This window comes from Pseudomonas sp. FW300-N2A2 (genome assembly GCF_017351735.1).
GTDB lineage: Bacteria > Pseudomonadota > Gammaproteobacteria > Pseudomonadales > Pseudomonadaceae > Aquipseudomonas > Aquipseudomonas migulae.
Genome location: NZ_JACNDU010000036.1, coordinates 26656 through 48042, shown reverse-complemented (window position 1 = coordinate 48042; position 21387 = coordinate 26656). Strand labels below are relative to the sequence as shown.

At 59.0% G+C, this 21387-nt stretch carries 22 protein-coding genes and 1 pseudogene; 8 read left to right on the top strand and 15 right to left on the bottom strand.

What is annotated here, in order from left to right; translation table 11 throughout:
• Positions 1 to 102 precede the first annotated feature (102 nt).
• The 6 genes from msrQ to J4E42_RS26585 all read right to left on the bottom strand — a co-directional run bounded on the left by msrQ (position 103) and on the right by J4E42_RS26585 (position 6077).
• Positions 103 to 723, bottom strand: coding sequence for a protein-methionine-sulfoxide reductase heme-binding subunit MsrQ (gene msrQ, locus J4E42_RS26610; RefSeq protein ID WP_207286535.1), 621 nt, complete (start codon positions 721 to 723; stop codon positions 103 to 105).
• Positions 723 to 1736 (bottom strand): protein-methionine-sulfoxide reductase catalytic subunit MsrP, encoded by a 1014-nt coding sequence (gene msrP / locus J4E42_RS26605; RefSeq protein ID WP_192227971.1) that lies wholly within the window; start codon positions 1734 to 1736, stop codon positions 723 to 725. Before msrP ends, msrQ begins: the two co-directional genes overlap by 1 nt.
• A gap of 58 nt (positions 1737 to 1794) precedes the next feature.
• Positions 1795 to 2649, bottom strand: a complete 855-nt coding sequence (gene pssA / locus J4E42_RS26600; protein ID WP_008033154.1) for a CDP-diacylglycerol--serine O-phosphatidyltransferase — start codon at positions 2647 to 2649, stop codon at positions 1795 to 1797.
• 144 nt (positions 2650 to 2793) lie between these two features.
• Positions 2794 to 3810, bottom strand: coding sequence for a ketol-acid reductoisomerase (gene ilvC, locus J4E42_RS26595; RefSeq protein WP_003228216.1), 1017 nt, complete (start codon positions 3808 to 3810; stop codon positions 2794 to 2796).
• A gap of 48 nt (positions 3811 to 3858) precedes the next feature.
• Positions 3859 to 4350, bottom strand: a complete 492-nt coding sequence (gene ilvN, locus J4E42_RS26590; RefSeq protein ID WP_003205610.1) for an acetolactate synthase small subunit — start codon at positions 4348 to 4350, stop codon at positions 3859 to 3861.
• A 2-nt stretch (positions 4351 to 4352) separates the two neighbouring features.
• A complete protein-coding gene (locus J4E42_RS26585; RefSeq protein WP_008033158.1) occupies positions 4353 to 6077 on the bottom strand; it encodes an acetolactate synthase 3 large subunit in 1725 nt (574 codons plus the stop codon).
• A gap of 400 nt (positions 6078 to 6477) precedes the next feature.
• Here J4E42_RS26585 and J4E42_RS26580 point away from each other — a divergent pair, with 400 nt between their 5' ends.
• Positions 6478 to 6897: a DUF4124 domain-containing protein gene (locus J4E42_RS26580; protein ID WP_192227973.1), complete on the top strand. Its 420-nt coding sequence runs from the start codon at positions 6478 to 6480 to the stop codon at positions 6895 to 6897.
• Positions 6898 to 7019: 122 nt separating this feature from the next.
• Here J4E42_RS26580 and J4E42_RS26575 read toward each other — a convergent pair whose 3' ends face one another.
• From J4E42_RS26575 to mrcB, 3 genes are read right to left on the bottom strand one after another with little or no spacing between them, the layout of a single operon-like run.
• The gene (locus J4E42_RS26575) at positions 7020 to 7355 is read right to left on the bottom strand and encodes a YqcC family protein (protein WP_207286534.1); all 336 of its coding nucleotides are present in this window, start codon (positions 7353 to 7355) and stop codon (positions 7020 to 7022) included.
• Positions 7355 to 8089: a tetratricopeptide repeat protein gene (locus tag J4E42_RS26570; protein WP_008036407.1), complete on the bottom strand. Its 735-nt coding sequence runs from the start codon at positions 8087 to 8089 to the stop codon at positions 7355 to 7357. The genes J4E42_RS26575 and J4E42_RS26570 overlap by 1 nt, the downstream gene beginning before the upstream one ends.
• Before the next feature lie 16 nt (positions 8090 to 8105).
• Entirely contained in the window at positions 8106 to 10430 is a 2325-nt protein-coding gene (gene mrcB, locus J4E42_RS26565) for a penicillin-binding protein 1B (RefSeq protein ID WP_192420004.1), read from the bottom strand.
• 117 nt (positions 10431 to 10547) lie between these two features.
• Here mrcB and J4E42_RS26560 point away from each other — a divergent pair, with 117 nt between their 5' ends.
• From J4E42_RS26560 to J4E42_RS29575, 4 genes and pseudogenes are all read left to right on the top strand, one after another.
• Positions 10548 to 12104, top strand: a complete 1557-nt coding sequence (locus J4E42_RS26560) for a bifunctional aminoglycoside phosphotransferase/ATP-binding protein (RefSeq protein WP_207286533.1) — start codon at positions 10548 to 10550, stop codon at positions 12102 to 12104.
• A 91-nt stretch (positions 12105 to 12195) separates the two neighbouring features.
• Entirely contained in the window at positions 12196 to 12540 is a 345-nt protein-coding gene (locus J4E42_RS26555; protein WP_008033166.1) for a pentapeptide repeat-containing protein, read from the top strand.
• 258 nt (positions 12541 to 12798) lie between these two features.
• A complete protein-coding gene (locus J4E42_RS26550; protein WP_007971093.1) occupies positions 12799 to 13071 on the top strand; it encodes a TfoX/Sxy family protein in 273 nt (90 codons plus the stop codon).
• A 13-nt stretch (positions 13072 to 13084) separates the two neighbouring features.
• A pseudogene (locus tag J4E42_RS29575) lies at positions 13085 to 13204 on the top strand (cAMP-binding protein); the annotation flags it as partial.
• 363 nt (positions 13205 to 13567) lie between these two features.
• Here J4E42_RS29575 and J4E42_RS26545 read toward each other — a convergent pair.
• The 4 genes from J4E42_RS26545 to J4E42_RS26530 are packed head-to-tail and all read right to left on the bottom strand — an operon-like array spanning position 13568 to position 17121.
• On the bottom strand, positions 13568 to 14425 hold the full coding sequence (locus J4E42_RS26545; RefSeq protein ID WP_207286532.1) for a ChaN family lipoprotein: 858 nt from the start codon (positions 14423 to 14425) through the stop codon (positions 13568 to 13570).
• A 22-nt stretch (positions 14426 to 14447) separates the two neighbouring features.
• A complete protein-coding gene (locus J4E42_RS26540) occupies positions 14448 to 15215 on the bottom strand; it encodes a heme ABC transporter ATP-binding protein (protein ID WP_207286531.1) in 768 nt (255 codons plus the stop codon).
• Positions 15215 to 16198, bottom strand: a complete 984-nt coding sequence (locus J4E42_RS26535; protein ID WP_177318892.1) for an iron ABC transporter permease — start codon at positions 16196 to 16198, stop codon at positions 15215 to 15217. The genes J4E42_RS26540 and J4E42_RS26535 overlap by 1 nt, the downstream gene beginning before the upstream one ends.
• Positions 16199 to 16248: 50 nt before the next feature.
• Entirely contained in the window at positions 16249 to 17121 is an 873-nt protein-coding gene (locus J4E42_RS26530; RefSeq protein ID WP_207286530.1) for a hemin ABC transporter substrate-binding protein, read from the bottom strand.
• A gap of 166 nt (positions 17122 to 17287) precedes the next feature.
• Here J4E42_RS26530 and J4E42_RS26525 point away from each other — a divergent pair, with 166 nt between their 5' ends.
• Complete coding sequence (locus J4E42_RS26525; protein WP_207286529.1) at positions 17288 to 17605, top strand: Rieske (2Fe-2S) protein; 318 nt, start codon at positions 17288 to 17290, stop codon at positions 17603 to 17605.
• Here J4E42_RS26525 and sfsA read toward each other — a convergent pair.
• The gene (gene sfsA / locus J4E42_RS26520) at positions 17602 to 18315 is read right to left on the bottom strand and encodes a DNA/RNA nuclease SfsA (protein ID WP_207286528.1); all 714 of its coding nucleotides are present in this window, start codon (positions 18313 to 18315) and stop codon (positions 17602 to 17604) included. The genes J4E42_RS26525 and sfsA overlap by 4 nt on opposite strands.
• Positions 18315 to 19487, bottom strand: a complete 1173-nt coding sequence (locus tag J4E42_RS26515) for a pyridoxal phosphate-dependent aminotransferase (protein ID WP_207286527.1) — start codon at positions 19485 to 19487, stop codon at positions 18315 to 18317. The genes sfsA and J4E42_RS26515 overlap by 1 nt, the downstream gene beginning before the upstream one ends.
• A 336-nt stretch (positions 19488 to 19823) precedes the next feature.
• Between J4E42_RS26515 and dksA the strand changes: the two genes are divergently transcribed.
• Together dksA and gluQRS are read left to right on the top strand one after the other, a co-directional pair.
• Entirely contained in the window at positions 19824 to 20264 is a 441-nt protein-coding gene (gene dksA / locus J4E42_RS26510; RefSeq protein ID WP_007902025.1) for an RNA polymerase-binding protein DksA, read from the top strand.
• Between the two features lie 204 nt (positions 20265 to 20468).
• Positions 20469 to 21362, top strand: a complete 894-nt coding sequence (gene gluQRS / locus J4E42_RS26505; RefSeq protein WP_219740005.1) for a tRNA glutamyl-Q(34) synthetase GluQRS — start codon at positions 20469 to 20471, stop codon at positions 21360 to 21362.
• The last annotated feature ends 25 nt before the right edge of the window (positions 21363 to 21387 follow it).

Below are 21387 nucleotides of genomic sequence, written 5' to 3'. Positions count from 1 at the left end.
CCGAAAACTGCGCAACTCTTTGTTTACCAAGGAGTTTTCCGTTTCGACTGCGCCGGAAGTGGGGCGAATTATAGACTTCCAGAATCTGCCGTCAACACCTAATTATGCTTTTCTTTCAGAAGGTGTCTTTTTAGCTATTAAACGCGGAATTCGACGAGCGACAGGCGGTAACCGCAACACCAATAGCAGTGCGCCTATAGAGGCATAGACCGCCCACTCCTTCAGATCGGCACGCACGATCCACAACATATGCAGCAAGCCAAGACCGAGAACACCATAAGCCAGTCGATGCAGCTTCTTCCAGCCAGCCCCCAGCCGACGTTGACTGTAGCGGTTGGAGGTTATCGCCAACGCCAGCAAACAAAGGAACCCCAGCACACCGACAATAATGTATGGCCGCTTGCGTAACTCGCCCCCCAGCTGCGACCAATCAAAGCCAAGAATGAACGCTATATAGCCACTCAGATGGAGAACTACATAAGCGAAGCACCACAAACCCAGCTGCCGTCGGACAGCAATCCACCCCGCCCAACCGGTGAGCTTCAGCAACGGCGTGAAACTCAATGTAATAAGCAGCAGTACAAGCGTCCCCAACCCCAACCGATCAACCAGCACCTTGCCCGGATCCGGCCCCAGCACATCCGCCCAAGCCTGATAGAGCCAAAGCAGCGGCCACACCGCAGCAGCGATGAAGACACTCACTCGCCAGAACGGATATCGCATCAGTAGTTCTTCCGCAGATCGAGCCCTGTATATAGAGAAGCAACTTCGTCCGAATAGCCGTTGAACATCTGCGTGTCACGCACATTGGGCTTGAACAGACCGCTCGGTAAACGACGCTCCCGAGCCTGCGTCCAGCGCGGATGATCGACTGTCGGATTTACGTTGGCATAGAAGCCGTACTCGTCCGCAGCAATGCTTTGCCAGGTGGTTTTCGGTTGCTCGCTGACCAGACTGATCCGCACGATGGATTTGACGCTCTTGAAGCCGTACTTCCACGGCACCACCAGGCGCAGAGGCGCGCCGTTCTGGTTAGGCAACTCACGCCCGTACATGCCCACTGCAAGAATCGCCAACGGATTCATCGCCTCGTCCAGACGCAGCCCTTCTACATAGGGCCAGTCGATCAGGGCAAAACCAGAGCGCTGCCCTGGCATGGTCTTAGGGTCCTGCAGCGTTTCGAAGCGAATGAATTTTGCCTTGGAGGTTGGCTCAACAACATTGAGCAACGCAGAGATGGGAAATCCGATCCATGGAATGACCATCGACCAGGCCTCTACACAGCGAAGACGATAGATACGCTCCTCCAGCTGATAAGGCTTCATGAAGTCCTCCAGCGCATATCGCCCCGGCTTACCCACCTCCCCGTCCACCACCACGCTCCACGGTTCGGTTTTCAGAGAACCGGCGTTGGCGGCCGGATCACCCTTGTCGGTACCGAACTCATAGAAGTTGTTGTAGTGGGTCGCGTCCTTGAACGGCGTGATCGCCTCATCCTTGACGGTGACCGCGCCCCACTTGGTAGAAGGGAGTTTTTCGGCAAACCAGGATGGCGCGTTGCCCGCCTCGACATCCGCGTATCGCGCGGCATCGTCAGCACTGGCCCAACGCGGCAAGCTGCTCACAGCCAAGCCGGCAACGGCGGCGCCCAATACATTACGACGAGATAGATAGAGGGATTCAGGCGTGACATCCGACTCATGGCAGTCGGACGACTTGGGGACTTTGATCAGCATGGCAACTCCGCAGCATTGGAGGACAGATGCACCAATAGACTGCGGAGTATGAGGGAAATTACACGCTTTTGTGCCGACGAAGACGTAACAGGTATTGAACCGGGCCAGACGCTGCATAGGCGAGGAAAACCAGCAGCAGGATGCGCGGCGGATCACTGAACACGACGGCAAACACCAGCACCACGGCCAGGATCGCCACGAAAGGTACGCGCCCTTTCAGGTCCAGCTCCTTGAAGCTGTTGTACTTGATGTTGCTGACCATCAGCATGCCGGCGGCCGCAACCATCAGCGCTACCAGGAAAGACATCTTGGAACCCTGAATGCCGTAATCGCTGAACGCCCAGACAATACCCGCAACCACACCCGCCGCAGCCGGACTGGCCAGGCCGATGAAGTAGCGCTTGTCGGCGGTGCCCACCTGGGTGTTGAAACGTGCCAGGCGCAACGCAGCGCCGGCGACATAAATAAAGGCGACCATCCAGCCGACCTTGCCCATATCGCCCAAGGCCCAGCCAAATGCCAGCAGTGCCGGCGCGACACCGAAGGCGACCATATCGGACAGCGAGTCGTACTCGGCACCGAAGGCACTCTGGGTGTTGGTCATACGGGCAACGCGACCGTCGAGACCGTCGAGCACCATGGCGACAAAAATGGCGATCGCGGCAAACGCAAAATACTTGCTCGCGCCAATCGCATCACCTGCACTCAAGGCACTCTGGGCACTCATTGAATTGATGATGGAATAGAACCCTGCGAACAGGTTCGCAGTGGTGAACAGATTCGGCAGAAGATAGATACCACGATGCCGGACTTTACGGCCTTCAGCGTCATGCCCTTCTTCGACGTGTTCATCGATGGGCAGCAGGCTTTCGGCGTCAGAAGCCTGGTTTGGCTCTTCGGGACGTTCGCTCATGGACATTACCTTGCAACGGGGTGGAAAGTTTCGACAGGTGTCTGGGACGACGGTTCGGCCACAAACGATGCAGCTTTATACCAGAACCGGCCTCCTAAACGAAAAAACGCGGCCTAGGCCGCGTTTTCCGTACAAGTGTGCGACTTAGTTTTTGGCTTTGTCGACGATCTTGTTGGCACCGATCCACGGCATCATGGAGCGCAGTTGCTCGCCGATGATTTCGATACCGTGAGCGGCGTTGTTACGACGCTTGGCGGTCATCGAAGGATAGCCGGTTGCGCCTTCGCTGATGAACATCTTGGCGTATTCGCCGTCCTGAATACGTTTCAGGGCGTTGCGCATGGCCTGACGGGATTCGGCGTTGATCACTTCCGGACCAGTCACGTACTCGCCGTATTCAGCGTTGTTGGAGATCGAGTAGTTCATGTTGGCGATACCGCCTTCGTACATGAGGTCAACGATCAGTTTCAGTTCGTGCAGGCATTCGAAGTAGGCCATTTCTGGCGCGTAGCCAGCTTCAACCAGGGTTTCGAAACCGGCTTTGACCAGTTCAACGGTACCACCGCACAGAACGGCTTGTTCGCCGAACAGGTCGGTTTCGGTCTCGTCCTTGAAAGTGGTTTCGATGATACCGGTACGACCGCCACCAACGCCGGCAGCGTAGGACAGTGCAACGTTTTTGGCGTTGCCGGAAGCATCCTGATAGATAGCGATCAGGTCAGGGATACCGCCGCCTTTGACGAACTCGGAACGCACGGTGTGGCCCGGTGCTTTCGGCGCGATCATGATCACGTCGAGGTCAGCGCGCGGAACAACCTGGTTGTAGTGGATCGCGAAGCCGTGGGAGAAGGCCAGGGTGGCGCCTTTCTTGATGTTCGGCTCGATTTCGTTTTTGTACAGGGAGGACTGGAACTCGTCCGGGGTCAGGATCATGACCAGGTCGGCAGCCGCAACAGCGGAAGCAACGTCGGTCACTTTCAGGCCGTGAGCTTCGGCTTTGGCAACGGTCGCCGAACCTTTACGCAGGCCAACAGTGACGTCAACGCCGGAGTCTTTCAGGTTGCACGCTTGAGCGTGGCCTTGGGAACCGTAACCGATGATGGCAACTTTCTTGCCCTGGATGATCGACAGGTCGCAGTCTTTATCGTAGAAAACTTTCATGAATTTCCCCTATATATCCAGGCCGTTCAGGCCATTCGCTAATTTGGTTTAGATGCTGAGTACTTTGTCGCCGCGAGCAATACCGGTTACGCCGCTGCGGACGGTTTCCAGGATCGACGCGGTGCCGATGGACTGAATGAAGCTGTCGAGCTTGTCGCTGGTACCGGTCAATTGAACGGTATACACGCTAGCGCTGACATCAACGATCTGCCCACGGTAAATATCGGTGGTGCGCTTGATCTCGGCGCGCTGGGCGCCGGTAGCCTTGACCTTGACCAGCATCAGTTCGCGCTCGATGTGAGCACTTTCCGACAGGTCGACCAGTTTGACCACTTCGATCAGCTTGTTCAGGTTCTTGGTGATCTGCTCGATGATCTCATCGTGACCCACGGTGGTCAGCGTCAGACGCGACAAAGTCGGGTCTTCGGTTGGCGCCACGGTCAGGCTTTCGATGTTGTAGTTGCGCTGCGAGAACAGGCCGACTACACGCGACAGAGCACCGGGTTCGTTTTCCAGAAGCAAGGAAATAATGTGCCGCATGATTAAGTACGCTCCGTCTTGCTCAGCCACATATCGCGCATGGAGCCGTCTTTGATCTGCATTGGATAGACGTGCTCGCTGGTGTCGACTGCAATATCGATGACCACCAGGCGATCCTTCATGGCGAATGCTTCTTCCATCTTCGACTTCAAGTCTTTCGAGTCGGTGATGCGCACGCCGACATGGCCATAGGCCTCTGCCAGCTTGACGAAGTCAGGCAACGATTCCATGTAGGAGTGCGAGTGACGGCTACCGTAGCTCATGTCCTGCCACTGACGAACCATACCCAGAACGCCGTTGTTCAGGATGACGATTTTGACCGGCAAACCATATTGCAGACAGGTGGACAGTTCCTGAATGTTCATCTGGATACTGCCCTCGCCCGTTACGCAGGCGACGTCGGCATCCGGAAAGCTCAACTTGATACCCATGGCCGCCGGGAAACCGAAGCCCATGGTGCCCAGGCCACCGGAGTTGATCCAGCGGTTCGGCTTGTTGAACTTGTAGTACTGCGCCGCGAACATTTGGTGCTGACCCACGTCGGAGGCAACAAAGGCATCGCCCTTGGTCACTTCGCACAGGGTTTCGATCACGGTCTGCGGCTTGATGACACTGCCGTCGCCCTTGTCGTAAGGGAACAGGCCGCGATCACCGCGCCACTCATCAACTTGCTTCCACCAACTGGCAACGGACTCCTTGTTCGGGGTCTCGCCGATTTCCTTGAGGATCGCGACCATTTCGGTCAGGACGCTTTCCACCGGACCAACGATCGGCACGTCGGCCTTGATGGTCTTGGAGATCGAAGCCGGGTCGATGTCGATGTGAATGATCTTGGCATTCGGGCAGAACTTCGACGCGCCGTTGATGACACGATCGTCGAAGCGTGCGCCGACTGCGAGGATCACGTCAGCATGGTGCATCGCCAGGTTGGCGGTGTAGCTGCCGTGCATGCCGAGCATGCCGATGAACTGACGGTCGGTGCCAGGGTAGGCACCCAGACCCATCAGGGTATTGGTCACTGGCAGGTTGAGCATCTTCGCCAACTCGGTCAGCGGCGCGGAGCCGCCACCGAGAATCACACCGCCGCCTGCGTACATCACAGGGCGCTTGGCCGCCAGGAGCATTTCGGCTGCCTTGCGGATTTGTCCGGAGTGACCGCGAACGGCCGGGCTGTAGGAACGCAGCTTGGCTTTTTTCGGGAAGATGTATTCGAACTTCTCGGCCGGGTTGGTCATGTCTTTCGGGATATCGACAACGACCGGACCAGGACGACCGGATTGCGCCAGGTAGAACGCTTTCTTCATGACTTCCGGGATTTCCGACGCGTGCTTGATCATGAAGCTGTGCTTCACGATCGGCCGGGAGATACCGATCATGTCGGTTTCCTGGAACGCATCGGTGCCAACCATGTTGCTAGGCACCTGGCCGGAAATGACCACCATCGGAATGGAGTCCATGTAGGCCGTGGCAATACCGGTAATGGCGTTGGTTGCGCCCGGGCCGGAGGTCACCAGTACCACACCGGCTTTACCGGTGGCACGAGCGTAGCCGTCAGCCATATGGGTCGCAGCCTGCTCGTGACGAACCAGGATGTGGGTCACTTCCGGTTCTTTGAACAGGGCATCGTAAACATGAAGAAGAGCACCACCCGGGTACCCGTAGATGTACTTGACGCCTTCGTCACGCAAAAAGCGGACGAGCATCTCACCGCCAGATAAAAGCTCCACGTTGTTCACCTCTAAAACGCCAGAATACCGCCCACATACAAGAGGACGGGTCTTAATAGGTTTACTTCTCGGCAGAGCATGAGCGACGGTGGTCGCCGACTACGTCAGCACTGACTGAGCAAGTATTGGGATCGTCCCAAGTGTTGCGGGGCTTTCCCACCCAGCGCGAGGTAACGCGTTGCGGGTGTAACAGGTCGGCGCGGATGTGCGCCTCATGATCTGCCGAGTGGGTCTGCTTCTGGCAGTCCCTCTACAGCGGACTTTGGATTCTTCTGTTTCGTCCCCTGCAAGTCAAGTCGTCAATGTGCTTTATTGAAGTAAGCACATGAGAAAGCAAGAAAAAACCGCTAAACAGCAACTGTGTTAGCTTCAATTGCGCAACCCAATACAAGGAAATGGCATGCGAACGTTTTTCCTGACCGCCAGCCTGCTGATCGCCATCAGCCCTTTGTGCATGGCCGCTCAGATTTACACGTGGGTCGATGAACAAGGCGTTACCCACTTCGATGCGCAACCGCCCCAGGGCCGGCAAGCCACGACCGTTGTCACGCCCTCCTCTGCGAACAAGCCGGCTACGCTGCCCCGCAGTAACGCCATTGGCGATCAACAGGCCATCGATAAGACCGTTAAAAAACAGGTCGCCGAGCAGCAAGCGCAGCTAAAGGTATTCTGCGAGCAGGCGCGGACGAACCTGGCTCAACTGCAGAACAATCCGCGGATACGGGAGGATGTCGAGGGTGAGATGCGCCGCCTGACCGACGAGCAACGTCAGGATCGAACTGCTGAAGCACAAAGACAGATCGCTGAAAACTGCCAGTAGATACCTGTAGGAGCAGAGCTTGCTCCGGGCGGCGTTCCGACGAAGGCGGCGTAACATTCAACATATCTTTTGAATGTTACGCCGCCTTCGCGAGCAAGCTCTGCTCCTACAAGAAATCGGGGTCAGCGGGAGGCGGTGATCAGTTGGTCGAACTCTTTGAGCAGAACCTGCAACTGCCGATCCTTGCCCTGGACATTGCGGCTGGCGAAGACCATTTCCGCCATCTCCTGAATGCCCGAGGCATTGGGCAACGGCAAATCCTGCTCGAGGATCGCTTTCATGCGCGGCAGGAAAATCCATTGCAGCCACTGCTCGAAATCCAGCGTATCGACCGAGAACGGCTCGACACTGGACAGCGCTTCAACCGATGGCGAGACATCGTCCCACCACCCCTGAACCCGCAACTCGCGCTCGATCAACAGCAGCTGCTCGGCAATTTTCGGAAAGCGTGCGTCCATCACAGCGAAACCTTGGCCTTCTGACGGGCCAGTGCAGCGCCAGCGGAATCACCCTGCTTATCACGTGCCTGACCGATCAATTCCCACAGACTGGCCTGAAGTGCCGGACGCCCATTGGCGAGGGTCAGACCACGACGAGCGAACTGCTCGGCTTGTGCCGCATCACCTTGGGCCATGCGAACCTGCGCCAGACGATAAAGCACTTGCGGCTCGCGCGGCGCAACACGCTGGGCGCGCTCCAGACTGGAAGAAGCACCGTTGAGGTCACCGCCAGCCTGTTGCTGCTGAGCAGTGGTCAGCAGCGCCAATACCGGACCGTCCAGTTGTTCATCGGCTGACAAGCCACCGGCGCTCGACGAAGGAATCCCGCTCGGTGTCGATGGCATGCTGTAGCTGCCCTGATTGATCGGGGCCGACTGGACTGGCGAAGTGTCGATCGGACCCGAAGTGATCGGGCCTGGCGTAATCGGCGAAGTGCTGATCGGTGCCGATGCAACTGCACCGCCACCCGGCACCATTACCACGACGCCGGTGTCACCTTGCGGAATCGCCTGGGTCTGGGATTGCACAGGACGTTTAACCGTCGTTTGACGAAAACCGCCATTGGCCGAAACACGTTCACTGTTGGAAACGGCGCTGCCGGAATCCACAACCGGAATCGAACCACGCTGTACGCTGGAGCAACCGCTGAGCAAAGCCACGGCGGCAACCGCTGGAATCAACCATTTGTTCACTTGAAACCCTCTTTGCTTAATTCATCCAGCCCTTGACCCAATCCATCACCGTTTCACCGTTAACAGGGCTTTCGCCACCGCAAGCAGCGCCGGGAGGCGGTTCGCTGCCGCGAATATACGGCATCTGCACGGCGCCTGGGCAGTTGGCATCAGAGCCTTGTCCGGTATGTGAATCGACCCAGGCCTGAACCACATTATCCGGCTGCGGCATGTCCAGCGGCAACGGATCAGCCTTGCGCATGAAACTGGTCCAGACCTGCAACGCGCCAGTGGCACCGGTAAACGGGGTCTTGCCGTTGTCATCACGTCCCAGCCACACCACCGCCAGCAAATCCTGACTGAAGCCGGCGAACCAGCTGTCTCGCGAATCGTTACTCGTACCGGTCTTGCCCGCCAGCGTCAGGGTTTTCGGTAACACGTTGTAAACCGAACTGCCGGTGCCTTCGCGCATGACCCGCTGCATGGCACTCTGGATCAGGTAAATGGACGCCGGATCGAAACGCTGCTGAATCTGGAACGGATACCGCTTGAGCGGCTCGCCTTCCGCCGTCAGCACGCTACGAATCCCGCGCATCGGCGTATTGAAGCCACCGTTGGCGAGGGTCTGGTACATGGTCGCCACTTCGATCGGGGTCATGCCGCCAGCACCCAGCAGCATCGACGGGAATGCCGGAAACTCGCGACTCACCCCCAGGCGCGCCAGCGTCTTCAAGACATTCGGCACGCCCACCGCCAACCCGAGACGCGCGGTCGACAGGTTGTAGGAGTGCGCCAGGCCCTGATAAAGGAAAACAGTGCCATGGGAGCGGCGATCATAGTTTTGCGGTTTCCAGACCTGCCCGTCCGCGCCTTTTACCGAGAAGGATTCGTCCGACAGCCAACTGGTCAACGTGTACTGGCTAGGTTTCTCAAGGGCTGTCAGATAAACCGCCGGCTTGATCAACGAACCGATCGGTCGCACAGCATCCAGCGCCCGGTTGAAACCGGCGAAGCTCGCCTGGCGACTGCCGATCATGGCCTGGACCTCACCGGTTTCCGGGTTGGTCACGACCATCGCGGCTTCAACGTCATCGGAACCTTTACGGCCGGACAAGCGCTTGAACGTATCGTTGACCGACGCTTCCGCTTTCATCTGCAAAATTGGATCGAAACTGGTGAAGATCCGCAGGCCTTCTTCGGTCAAGTCTTCGTCGCGATAGTCTTCGCGCAGTTGACGTTTAACCAGGTCGAGAAACCCAGGGAACGAACTGTCGGCCAGTTTGCCGCGCGTCGTCACACCCAAAGGCATTTTCTTCGCCGCAGCGACCTGCTCGGCGGTGGCGACGCCTTGCTGCTCAAGCACATCGAGCACCAGGTTGCGCCGCTCGAGCGCCCGCTCCGGATTGCGACGCGGGTTGTAATAGGACGGTCCCTTGACCATGCCCACCAGCATCGCGACTTGATGCAGTTTCAGTTCGGACAACGGCTGCCCGAAGAAGAACTGGCTGGCGAGGCCGAAACCGTGCACCGCGCGCTGGCCATCCTGACCGACGAACACTTCGTTGAGGTAGGCCTCAAGAATCTCCCGTTTGTCGTAATGCAGCTCAAGCAGCATCGCCATCATGGCTTCGGTGAGTTTGCGGCTCAGGCTGCGTTCGCTGGTCAGGTAGAAGTTCTTGACCAACTGTTGCGTCAGGGTACTACCGCCCTGGGTCATCTTGCCGCCAGAGGTGTTGACCCAGATGGCGCGGACAATCGACTTCGGCGACACGCCCCAGTGGCTATAGAAGTCCCGGTCTTCTACAGCGACCAGGGTTTCCAGCAGATACGGCGGCACCTGATCGATGTTGATCAGAATGCGGTCTTCGAGATTCTTCGGATAAATCCCGCCGATCAGCAGCGGTTCCAGCCGCACCACAGAAAGCTTCGAACCATTGGTCGCTGAAAGTTCGGCCACGTAGTCGCCGGAGAATCGCACGCGCACGGGCTGGGCGTTCTCCATGCCTTCATAGAACTGGAAACCACGGGTATTCAAGTCAACGGTGTTGCCGTTGACCGCTGCTGCGCCGGGGCCGTTGCTCACGCTTTCGCGGCGATAGCCCAGGGCGTCGAGTTCGGTGAGGAAGTCTTCCTTGCTCAGCTTCTGGCCGGTGAACAGCTCGAGCGGGCGCGCATACACCTTGGCCGGGATAGTCCAGCGCTTGCCGGAGAACTTCTCCTGGACAATAGCGTCGAGGTAAACCGCGAACCCGGCGAGCACCACAAGGCCGACCAGACTGAGTTTAAGGGCCCAGCCCAGCCAAGGGCGCAGGCCCCTGGAAGGTGGTTTTTTGGGGGTACGGGGGGATCGAGTACGAGTCATGGCGCCGGATTATACGCACTTTATTCATACTCAACAGGAGCCCGCCGAGGTTTGCGTCGGGCGGACTTGCGGCCATAATGGCGGCCGTGAATTTTCCCAGACTCTGAAGGAACGCCTGTGAGCCAGTCCCTGATCGCCGCCCTGCAAAACCCGGCCCTCTACCCGCACCCGGTAGACGGGTTTCAGCTCATCGAAACCCACATCTCCTGGGTCATTCTCACAGGCGCTTTCGCTTATAAAGTGAAGAAACCCGTCAATTTCGGCTTCCTCGACTTCACCAGCCTCGATGCCCGCGAGCATTTCTGTGGTGAAGAACTGCGCCTGAACCAGCGCCTGACCAATGATTTGTATCTCGAAGTATTGCCGATTACCGGCAGCGCCGAAGCGCCACAACTGGGCGGCGACGGTCCGGTCATCGAATACGCGCTGAAAATGCGTCAGTTCCCACAAAGCCAACTGCTCAGCACGCTGCAAGCCAACGGCGAATTGACCACCGCGCACATCGACGAGATGGCCGCACAGATCGCGCAATTCCACCTCACCGCACCAAAGGTGCCTGCGGAACACGAAGCCGGCACGCCGGAAAGCGTCATGGCGCCAGTGCGGCAGAACTTCGAGCAGATCCGCCCGTTCCTGAGTGACAAGGCGGACCTGCTGCAACTTGATGCCTTGCAAGCCTGGGCCGAAAGCAGCTTCGAACGCCTCAAGCCACTGTTTGCCCAGCGTAAGGCCAAGGGTTTCATTCGCGAGTGCCACGGTGATATCCACCTGGGCAACGCCACCGTGATCGATGGCAAGGTCGTGATCTTCGACTGCATCGAATTCAACGAGCCGTTCCGCTTCACCGACGTCTATGCCGACACCGGCTTCCTGGCGATGGACCTTGAAGACCGCGGCCTGAAGAGCCTGGCCCGTCGCTTTATCAGCCAGTACCTGGAGTTGACCGGCGATTATCAGGGCCTGGAACTGCTGAACTTCTATAAAGCCTACCGTGCGCTGGTTCGCGCCAAGGTCAGCCTGTTCAGCATGCCGGCCGAGGCCGACCCGGTGCAGCGCGCCACGACCCTGCGCCAGTACCGCAACTATGCAAACCTGGCGGAAAGCTACAGCACCATTCCTTCGCGCTTCATGGCCATCACCCACGGCGTTTCCGCTGTTGGCAAAAGCCACGTGGCCATGCGCCTGGTGGAAGCGCTGGGCGCAATTCGCCTGCGTTCCGATGTCGAACGCAAACGCCTGTTCGGCGAACAAACTGTCGCCAACGATCCGCAAGCCGGCATTTATAGCGCCGACGCCAGCGCCGCAACCTACGCTCGCCTGCATGAAATCGCCGCGGTCATCCTGCGCGCCGGTTTCCCAGTGGTGGTCGATGCCACTTACCTCAAGCGCGACCAGCGTGACGGCGCGGCGAAAATTGCCGAAGCCACCGGCGCGCCGTTCCTGATCCTTGATTGCAACGCGCCACAAGCGGTGATCGAAAGCTGGCTGGCCCTGCGCCAGGCAGACAAAAAGGATCCATCCGACGCCAATCTGGCCGTTATCGAAGCGCAGCAAGCCAATCGTGAAGCCCTGACGCCAGAAGAGATTCTGTGCAGCAAACGCGTGCAGACCAATGAAAGCGGGACCCTCGACACCGTCGTTGCGCAAATTCGCCAACGCCTGCCGGGCCTGTAAAAAAGTATTTCAGCCGTGGAGCCTTCGCTGGCTTCACGGCTGTCAAATAGTGGCACTATACTGGCGTCATAAAACCAACAGGTGATGTGACATGAGCCAGCCGAAACTTCTCGACACCCCGCTTTATGCCTTACTGCACAAAGACGACATCACAGGTTTCAACAACGAACGTCCAAAAGACGGACCTATCGACATGGTCGGTGGTGACTTCCGAGGCCTGGACCTGCGCGAACTGAATGCCGACGGCATCGACTTTACCGATGCTTACTTCCGCTCTGCCGACTTGCGCGGCATCGATTTCAGCAACTCAAACCTGGAAGGCGCAAGCCTGGCCCACGCGCAGATCTCCGGCGCCTACTTTCCACGAGAGCTGAGTGCCGATGAAATTCTGATGTCGATGAATTTTGGTACACGCCTGCGTTATCGAACCCGTTAAAAACGACCGATAACTGACATGTCCAGTGCTCAGCCTTGGCGCCCCCCGCCTTGCGCTGGACTGTGGGTGTTTTCAGCTTGAAAACTTGACGCCCTTCCGCCTTTTCCTACCTTGCTCGCGTATTTTTACGCTGCACATCGGAGTCGCTTCTTAGAAGCATTTGCTCCGAAACCGACCAAACAATCACGCTTTTCCTACTGATGGCTACACTCCTCAGAAGCTTGCCCACGCACCGTTCGGCCGTCGCAAGGAGGCTTGATGAATGATGAACTGCAGCACCTGAAGAATCTTGGCAAGACATCGGCGCAGTGGCTGCATGCCGTGGGCATCCACAGCGCCTCGGACTTGCGTCGCCTGGGGGCGGTGGATGCCTATCGGGCTGTGCGCACGCGCGGGTTCCGGGCATCCAAGGTGTTGTTATATGCGATCGAAGGCGCGCTGATGGATGTGCATTGGAACGACATCCCCGCCGAGCGCAAGGAAGCCCTGAATAAACAGCTGGAAGCAATCTCGTCACGCCACAAGAATTGAACGGAGCGAAGGAGAGTTTCTCAGCCTCACTCAAAGCAATCCGAAGATCGCCCACAGCCTGATCGAGAGCATGGCCCGACGCATTGACCTGCTGAACAAACAGATCACGCAGTTGAGCTCATCAGGAACATAGTCTGAAGCCCAATGATTACGGGGCTTCTCGCCAGGCAACTGACAATTTCCGAGGAAATGAAAAATCAGCGGTTGACTTGGTAATGAGAATCGCTATGATTATCACAACTGGTCGCGAGACTGGTCGATATTTGAAAAGCCCTTGGTTCGGACTCTCAGATATCTCCTCATCAGGCTAATCACGGTTATTTGACCCGGCTCTTGCCGGGTCTTTTTTTGCCTGTGCAAAAGTCCCCTGGCAAAACAGAGCCCCTGTAGGAGCCGGCTTGCCGGCGATAGCGGTGGGTCAGTCACTAAATGCGTTGACTGATACATCGCCATCGCCGGCAAGCCGGCTCCTACAAGGGATCGGTTTTGCCGTTGCTTAGGGTTTTGATTCTGGCTGGCCCTTGCGCATCTCTGCACAGTAATCCGGCGTCGGCATGGCAGGCGTGTACCAGACGTAATCGGCCATCGCCGCCGTGACTTCACCACCCTGCTGCGCCAGCATTAAAACCACGGGCGCTTCGGGCGTTCCCAGATCAAGCGCATGGATCGGCACGCCGACATCCTTTCGCGCGTGGTAAGCGCCGGCGAACAGCAATGCAGGAGTGGGTGCAGCCAACAGCCGCTCGGCCATGCGCCGGTCACGTTGCTGCTGGACGGCGAGCATCGCCGGCATTTGCGATTCGGGCAGCAGGCCGCAATGGGAACCGCTGATCTGTGCCAGTAACTCATCCTTGACCGACGTGGCATTGGAGCGAACGCCGCTTAATGTCGGCGGCCGGGCGTAAAAAGCACGCACCTCGACAGTGTCCAGGTTGGCGGCCAGCAGCGGATAAGGTTGGGCCAGGGTGAAACGAATGATCGGCCCATACAGATTCCAGTCCCAGCCAGGTTGCCAGGCTAATGCACCAGGCAAGTCCGAGGGCAGCGTCGAGGCGTGGCGAACGTCATCGACGCGCAGCTGTTGATCCGGCGTGAGCATTTCCAGCAGCAGGCTGCCTTGCGGGCGCCGCTCTCCCAGCGCCTGCAATAACCAGCGTTGCAGTTCATGGTGATCGCGATTGTCATGCTGCTCCCCCACGATCAATCGCGACGGCTTGGCCAGACGCGCCAGCAGTTCCTGCGCCGTCAGCGTCTGACCACTGCGCAAGTCGCGAATCTCGCCGGTGACCGGCGGCGTCGAAACATGCTGACAAGCACTCAGCATCAGCACCGCCAGAATCACCATCACACGCATACCCACACCCTCTATCAATGACTCAGCGGGCGATGATCAGCGGATGCCCACGCTCCGGGTGCTGCTGCACCAAGACGTCCAGCCCGAATACCGCCTTGAGCGGTTCCGGACGCAACACTTGCTCCGGGGTATCGAGCGCGACCGGCCGCCCGCCTTCGAGCAGTAACAGGCGATCACAATAGCGCGCCGCCAGGTTCAGATCATGCAGGATCACCAACACGGACGCGCCGCGATCGGCGAACTCGCGCACCGCTTGCAAGGTGGTGTGTTGATGCAGCGGATCAAGCATCGAAGTCGGCTCGTCGAGCAACAGCGTTTGCCCCACCTCGCCCGGCCAGAGTTGCGCCAGCACCCGCGCCAGATGCACGCGCTGACGTTCGCCGCCGGACAACGCCAGATAGCTGCGACCACTCAAATGCCCGGCATCGGCGGCCTGCAATGCGGCGGCGACGATTTCGTCATCGCGGACCCGGCCGGTCTGGTGCGGCAAGCGCCCCATGCCGACGACTTCCTCGACGCGAAAGGCGAAGTTCAAGGTCGAGACTTGTGGCAACACCGCCAGGCGTTGCGCTCGTTGCGCGCCGGTCCAGTCACGCAACTCGCGCTCATCGAGCCACACGCTGGCGTGATCAGCCTGCAACTCGCCGCACAAGGCACCCAGCAACGTACTTTTGCCCGCACCGTTAGGCCCCAGCACGCCGAGGACCTCTCCCGGTTTGAGCTCAAGCGTAATATCCATCAGGACAATCTTGCGGCCTCGGCGGATGTGCAGATTTTGCGTTCGCAACATCAGGCACGCCCTCGCAGCAATAGATAAAGAAAGACCGGCGCACCGATCATCGCGGTGACGATTCCGATCGGCAACTCCGCCGGCGCCAAGGCCAGTCGCGCCACCAGATCCGCGAACAACAGGAGACTGGCGCCTGCCAGCACCGAGGCCGGCAGCAACACCCGATGATCGGGACCGGCCAGCAGACGCACCAGATGCGGCACCACCAGCCCGACAAAGCCGATCATCCCCGCCGCTGCCACCGCCGCGCCGACACCCAACGCCGTGCAAAACACCAACTCACGCTTGAGCTTTTCGACGTCGATGCCCAGGTGCCCGGCCTCCGACTCTCCCAGCAACAACGCATTCAACGCCTTGGCGCGACGCGGCAACCACAGCGCCACGCCGGCACTGATCAACAGTAACGGCCAGAGTCGCGAATAACTGGCACCGTTCAGACTGCCCAGATTCCAGAAGGTCAGCGTTCGCAAAGTCGTGTCGTCTGCCAGGTAGGTAAACAGCCCCACGATCGAGCCGGCCAGCGCCGTCAAAGCGAGACCCGCCAACAGCATGGTTGCGACATCGGTTTGGCCGTTGCGCCGACCCAGTCGATACACCATCGCTGTCACGCCGAGCCCGCCGAGAAACGCGCACAGCGATAAAAGGTACGGTCCGAGGAATTCCGGCAATCCACCAAACGCCGAGCCGCCGACAATTGCAATGGCCGCGCCTAATGCCGCGCCACCGGAAACGCCCACTAACCCCGGATCGGCCAATGGGTTGCGAAACAAGCCCTGCATCGCCACGCCCGACAACGCCAGCACACCACCCACCGCCAATCCCAACAAGGTACGCGGCAGGCGAATCTGCCCGAGGATCAGCTCGGCCTGCTCCAGTCCGTCAGGCGCAAAGGGCAGGCCGATCATGCGTAACGCTGCGCGCAAGGTATCGAGCAACGGCAGGCTCACCGGCCCGAGCGCCAACGACAGCCAGATCGCCAGCAAACACAGCAGGCTCAGGCCGATGAACAACGCCCGGGGTTTTACCAGGACGGTCATTGAGCAACAGTGCCGGGATAGAAACCGTCACTGATCTTTTTCAACGCCTCGGGCAATCGCGGGCCAAGCCCACCCACCAGCAGCGTTGGATCGAGTTCCATGACTCGTCCGTCCTTGGCGGCGCGGGTGGAAGACAGAATCGGGTTCTCCTTGAACAGCGCTGCGCGCGCCGCTTCACCGGTCAATGCGCGGTCGGCGAACACCAGCACTTCGGGGTCCAGGCTGATCAAGGATTCATTGGAAAAAGGTTTGTAACCGGTGTGCGTCGCCAGGTTGTGCCCACCGGCCTTCTGGATCAGCCAATCAGCAGCGGTGTCCTTGCCTGCGATAAGAGGCTTGCCGCCCGCATGACCGAGCAGCACCAGCACACCCGGTGAGGGTTGCGTCAGCTGCGCATTGGTGACCCGAACCTTTTGCTGATCGAGCTGCTGTTGATAGCCCTGGAACAGTTGCGCAGCCTTGTCCTCGGCGCCGAGCAATTTGCCCAACTGCTGCAAGTTAGCCTGCAACGTCGGCAGATCAGGCTGAGCCGAGAACAGCTCGACTTGCACCCCCGCCGTGCGAATCTGCGAAATCACCGGCGGCGGCCCCATTTCTTCGGTGCCGACCAGGATCTGCGGGCGTAAGCTCAAGATGCCCTCCGCCGACAGCTGCCGCTGATAACCGATGCTCGGCAACGCCTTGAGCGATTCCGGGTGCTGGCTGGTGGTGTCGACACCGACCAGTTTCGATTCACCGCCGAGCGCGCTGACCCACTCCGACAAGGCCCCACCGGCACTGACCCAGCGTTGTGGCAACTCGGCCGCTGCGACGTGGTGGCTGACGAGAAGTCCGGCACAGAGCGCAGCAACGCGGGTACTCAGGCGCATAAACAGCTTCCTTTAATGGTTTTCCCAGGCATTGAAGTGACAGGCCAAGTATCCTCGGCATCCGGCACCTGCACCCGACGGGCGAAGCGGCCATTTGATAATTGTTTGCATTTGAACGTCAAGCTCGGACATATCCAGTCACGAGCCGCCGCACTTGAGGATAGACATGAAGTTTCTTTGCGCAGGCGCTGAGTTGGCCGAGTCCAGCAGCCGCGGTTTCGAGATCGACGGCGAGAAGCTTTTCGCCGTACGCCGGAACGGTCAGGTCTACGTCTATAACAACCGTTGCCCGCACCGTGGCGTCGGGCTGGAATGGACACCCGACCGGTTTCTCGACCCCAGCAACAGCCTGATCCAGTGCGCCACCCACGGCGCACTGTTCCTGATCGAAGATGGCGAGTGCGTCGCCGGCCCGTGCGCCGGACAATCCCTGACCACTGTTGAAAGTCGCGAAGATGCTCAAGGAATCTGGGTCAGCCTCTAACCGTTGAGCAACACCTCAAGACGCCGCTCGACCCGCATTTCCTCGTGGGTCAACCGCACGCCGTAAGCCAGGACTTCAACACCGCACGCCACCGCTTCTCGCAAAGCGGCCGCGTAGGCCGAATCGATTTCCTCAGCAGGACGCACGGCATCGATGCCGGTGAGGTTCACGCAATACAACTGCACCGCACGAATCCCGTCCCGCGCCAGATGCGCCAGTTCCCGCAAATGCTTGGCACCACGCTGGGTGACCGCATCGGGAAACGCCGCCACCGATGAGCCATCGAAGCCCAACGTCACACTTTTGACTTCCACATACGCCGGCCCGCGTGGGTAATCGAGGCGAAAGTCGATGCGACTGTTCTCCTGCCCGTAGGCCACTTCGCGTTTCAGTTCAGTGAAGCCGTTGAGCTCAGTAATGACGCCGCCCCGCAGTGCTTCCTCAATCAAACCGTTGGCGCGCCCGGTGTTCACGCAGAACAAGCGACCTTGAGGGGTCTCGCCGATTTCCCAAGTGCCGGGTAATTTGCGCTTGGGATCATTGGAGCGACTGAACCAGACCTGCCCGCCCTCCACCTGACAATTGAGCATCGAGCCGGTGTTCGGGCAGTGAATTGTCAGCAACTCGCCATGAACGGTTTCGATATCGGCGAGAAAACGCTTGTAACGTCGGATCAGTCGACCTTCTTCGAGGGGAGGATTGAACCGCATCAGCCTTGCCAGCTCTTCAAGCCGCGAGCGATGCGTTCGACCGCTTCCTGCAAACGCGGAAGGCTTTGGGTGTAGGCAAACCGCACGTGGTGGCCGGCCTGAAAACGCCCGAAGTCGAGGCCCGGCGTAATCGCCACGTGCTCGGTTTCAAGGAAATGCCGGCAGAACGCGAAGGCATCGCCGCCGAACTTGCTGATATCGGCATACAAATAGAACGCACCCTCGGGTTCAACAGCGATGCCGAAACCCAACTCCCGCAGTGCGGGCAGCAGATAATCCCGGCGCCGACCAAACTCGGCGCGACGCTCTTCAAGAATGGCGATGGTCGCAGGCTCGAAACAGGCCAGTGCGGCATGCTGCGCCATGCTCGGGGCGCTGATGTAGAGGTTCTGTGCGAGTTTTTCCAGCTCGCCGACCGCCGCTTCCGGCGCCACCAGCCAACCGAGTCGCCAGCCGGTCATGCCGAAATACTTTGAAAAACTATTCAGTACGAAGGCGCTGTCATCGACTTCCAGCACGCTGGTGGCATCAGTGCCGTAAGTCAGGCCGTGATAGATCTCGTCCACCACCAGATGGCCATGCCGCGCCTTGATCGCGGTCGACAGGCCCGCCAGCTCATCGCGGGTCAGGAGGGTCCCGGTCGGGTTGGCCGGCGACGCCACCAGCGCGCCGACGCTGTCGTGATCCCAATGACGGTCGATCAAGTCCGGTGTCAGTTGGTAACGCACCTCCGGACCGACAGGAACAAGCTGCGCCGCGCCTTCCACCAACCGCAGGAAATGCCGGTTGCAGGGGTAACCCGGGTCCGCCAGCAGCCAGTGTTTGCCCGGATCCACCAGCAACGCACTGGCCAGCAGCAACGCGCCGGAACCGCCGGGGGTGATGAGGATTCGCCGCGGATCGATGTTCAAACCGTAACGCTGCTGATAGAAGCTGGAAATGGCCTCACGCAACTCGGGAATGCCACGGGCGGCGGTGTAGCGGGTTTTCCCCGCCGTCAGCGCGGCCTGGCCGGCCTGGATGATCGGCTCGGCGGTGGTGAAATCCGGTTCGCCGATTTCCAGGTGGATCACATCGTGGCCGGCAGCTTGCAGTTCATTGGCCCGCGCCAGCAGCGCCATGACATGGAACGGTTCGATCGCGCGACTGCGGGCACTGTAGGACTGAGCCATGAGCCTTCCTTCAACAGGGTAAAAAAAACCGATTCTACCCAAGCGCAGGAACGAGCGAGAACCTAAAGCGGTCAGACGCGTTAAGACCTTGGCCACAAACGACCCATGCGAGTGCGCAAGGTTTGACTAAAATCATTAATTGATCAGGTCTTCAGCACCACCGGTCAAGGCTTTGCAATCATTTGCAAGCCCTTCGGGCCACTACCTCGACATCCGGGAGTAGCGCGGCCCGATTTGATCTGGTAAGTTCGCCCGCTTGCAGCCGCAGGGCCGGCAGGTGTCGGTGATGGAGCAATCCTGCGCAGATGGATTACAAGAGTAGAGGCGGTCCATTTCATGCCCACCCAAGCAAAGCAGCAAAATCAGTCGATCAGCGGCTTCGAACCCTACAAAGAAGTTAAGGGCGAGGAGTACATGGGCAAACCCATGCGCGCTCACTTCACCAAGATCCTGAACAAGTGGAAACAGGACTTGATGCAGGAAGTCGACCGCACGGTTGATCACATGAAAGACGAGGCGGCCAACTTCCCTGACCCGGCAGACCGTGCCAGCCAGGAAGAAGAATTCAGCCTTGAATTGCGCGCCCGTGACCGCGAGCGCAAGTTGATCAAGAAGATCGACAAGACGCTGCAATTGATCGAAGACGAAGAATATGGCTGGTGCGAGTCCTGCGGCGTCGAGATCGGCGTCAAGCGACTGGAAGCACGCCCTACCGCCGACATGTGCGTTGACTGCAAGACCCTGGCGGAAATCAAGGAAAAGCAAGTCGGCAAGTAATTGCGACTTGAACGAAGAACGGAGCGTGCGAACGCTCCGTTTTTGTTTCTGATATTTGCTGATGTTTATTGCGTCTTCGGAATCGCCTTCGCGAGCAAGCTTCGCTCCTACAAAGGCCGGCGCAATCTCCTGTAGGAGCGAAGCTTGCTCGCGAAGACGGCTTCAAGCCATGCTCGAAACGATTGGACAGCCTGAAATCGCCTTATGACCGCCATCGCCCCCGCCTATATCGGACGCTTCGCCCCTACGCCAAGCGGCCATCTGCATTTCGGTTCGCTGGTCGCAGCGCTGGCCTCGTACCTCGACGCGCGCTCGGTGGGCGGGCGCTGGTTGATGCGCATGGAAGACCTCGATCCGCCACGGGAAGAACCCGGTGCCCAAGCGGCCATTCTCAAGGCACTGGAAAGCTACGGTTTCGAATGGGACGGCGAAATGGTCCGACAGAGCGACCGTCACGATGCCTACGCCGAAGTGCTCAATCGCCTGTTCAATCACGGCCTGGCCTACGCCTGCACGTGCTCGCGCAAACAACTGGAGCCGTATCACGGCATTTATCCGGGTTTGTGTCGCAATGCAGGCCATGGCACTGAAGATGCCGCCATTCGCTTGCGCGTGCCTGAGCTGGAATACCACTTCATCGACCGCGTGCAGGGCGAGTACCGCCAACACTTGGGCCGGGACGTCGGCGATTTCGTGATCCGCCGCCGCGACGGGCTCTATGCCTATCAACTGGCGGTAGTGCTCGATGATGCCTGGCAAGGCATCACCGACATCGTCCGTGGCGCCGACCTGCTGGACTCCACGCCACGCCAGCTCTATCTGCAAGAACTGCTGGGCTTTTCGCAACCGCGCTATCTGCACATCCCGTTGATTACCCAGCCTGACGGCAACAAGCTCGGCAAGTCCTACCGTTCGCCGCCGCTGACCGAAGACCAGGCAACACCGTTGTTGCTGCGCGCATTGCGCGCACTTGGGCAAAATCCCGGCACAGAGCTGGCGTACGCCACACCACGGGAAGTGCTGAACTGGGGCATTACCCACTGGGACGCGCTGAAGATCCCGCGCACACTCAACCTGCCCGAAGCGCAACTACAGTGATCAGACTTGCTGTGGCGCGCCCATC

Coding starts and splice junctions, on each gene's coding strand:
- J4E42_RS26525 (WP_207286529.1), top strand. CDS start 17,288: ATGAAGTTTCTTTGCGCAGGCGCTGAGTTGGCCGAGTCCAGCAGCCGC.
- J4E42_RS26515 (WP_207286527.1), bottom strand. CDS start 19,487: ATGGCTCAGTCCTACAGTGCCCGCAGTCGCGCGATCGAACCGTTCCAT.
- J4E42_RS26575 (WP_207286534.1), bottom strand. CDS start 7,355: ATGGACGCACGCTTTCCGAAAATTGCCGAGCAGCTGCTGTTGATCGAG.
- ilvN (WP_003205610.1), bottom strand. CDS start 4,350: ATGCGGCACATTATTTCCTTGCTTCTGGAAAACGAACCCGGTGCTCTG.
- msrP (WP_192227971.1), bottom strand. CDS start 1,736: ATGCTGATCAAAGTCCCCAAGTCGTCCGACTGCCATGAGTCGGATGTC.
- mrcB (WP_192420004.1), bottom strand. CDS start 10,430: ATGACTCGTACTCGATCCCCCCGTACCCCCAAAAAACCACCTTCCAGG.
- J4E42_RS26555 (WP_008033166.1), top strand. CDS start 12,196: ATGAGCCAGCCGAAACTTCTCGACACCCCGCTTTATGCCTTACTGCAC.
- J4E42_RS26545 (WP_207286532.1), bottom strand. CDS start 14,425: ATGCGTGTGATGGTGATTCTGGCGGTGCTGATGCTGAGTGCTTGTCAG.
- gluQRS (WP_219740005.1), top strand. CDS start 20,469: ATGACCGCCATCGCCCCCGCCTATATCGGACGCTTCGCCCCTACGCCA.
- pssA (WP_008033154.1), bottom strand. CDS start 2,649: ATGAGCGAACGTCCCGAAGAGCCAAACCAGGCTTCTGACGCCGAAAGC.
- sfsA (WP_207286528.1), bottom strand. CDS start 18,315: ATGCGGTTCAATCCTCCCCTCGAAGAAGGTCGACTGATCCGACGTTAC.
- J4E42_RS26540 (WP_207286531.1), bottom strand. CDS start 15,215: ATGTTGCGAACGCAAAATCTGCACATCCGCCGAGGCCGCAAGATTGTC.
- ilvC (WP_003228216.1), bottom strand. CDS start 3,810: ATGAAAGTTTTCTACGATAAAGACTGCGACCTGTCGATCATCCAGGGC.
- msrQ (WP_207286535.1), bottom strand. CDS start 723: ATGCGATATCCGTTCTGGCGAGTGAGTGTCTTCATCGCTGCTGCGGTG.
- J4E42_RS26580 (WP_192227973.1), top strand. CDS start 6,478: ATGCGAACGTTTTTCCTGACCGCCAGCCTGCTGATCGCCATCAGCCCT.
- J4E42_RS26530 (WP_207286530.1), bottom strand. CDS start 17,121: ATGCGCCTGAGTACCCGCGTTGCTGCGCTCTGTGCCGGACTTCTCGTC.
- J4E42_RS26550 (WP_007971093.1), top strand. CDS start 12,799: ATGAATGATGAACTGCAGCACCTGAAGAATCTTGGCAAGACATCGGCG.
- dksA (WP_007902025.1), top strand. CDS start 19,824: ATGCCCACCCAAGCAAAGCAGCAAAATCAGTCGATCAGCGGCTTCGAA.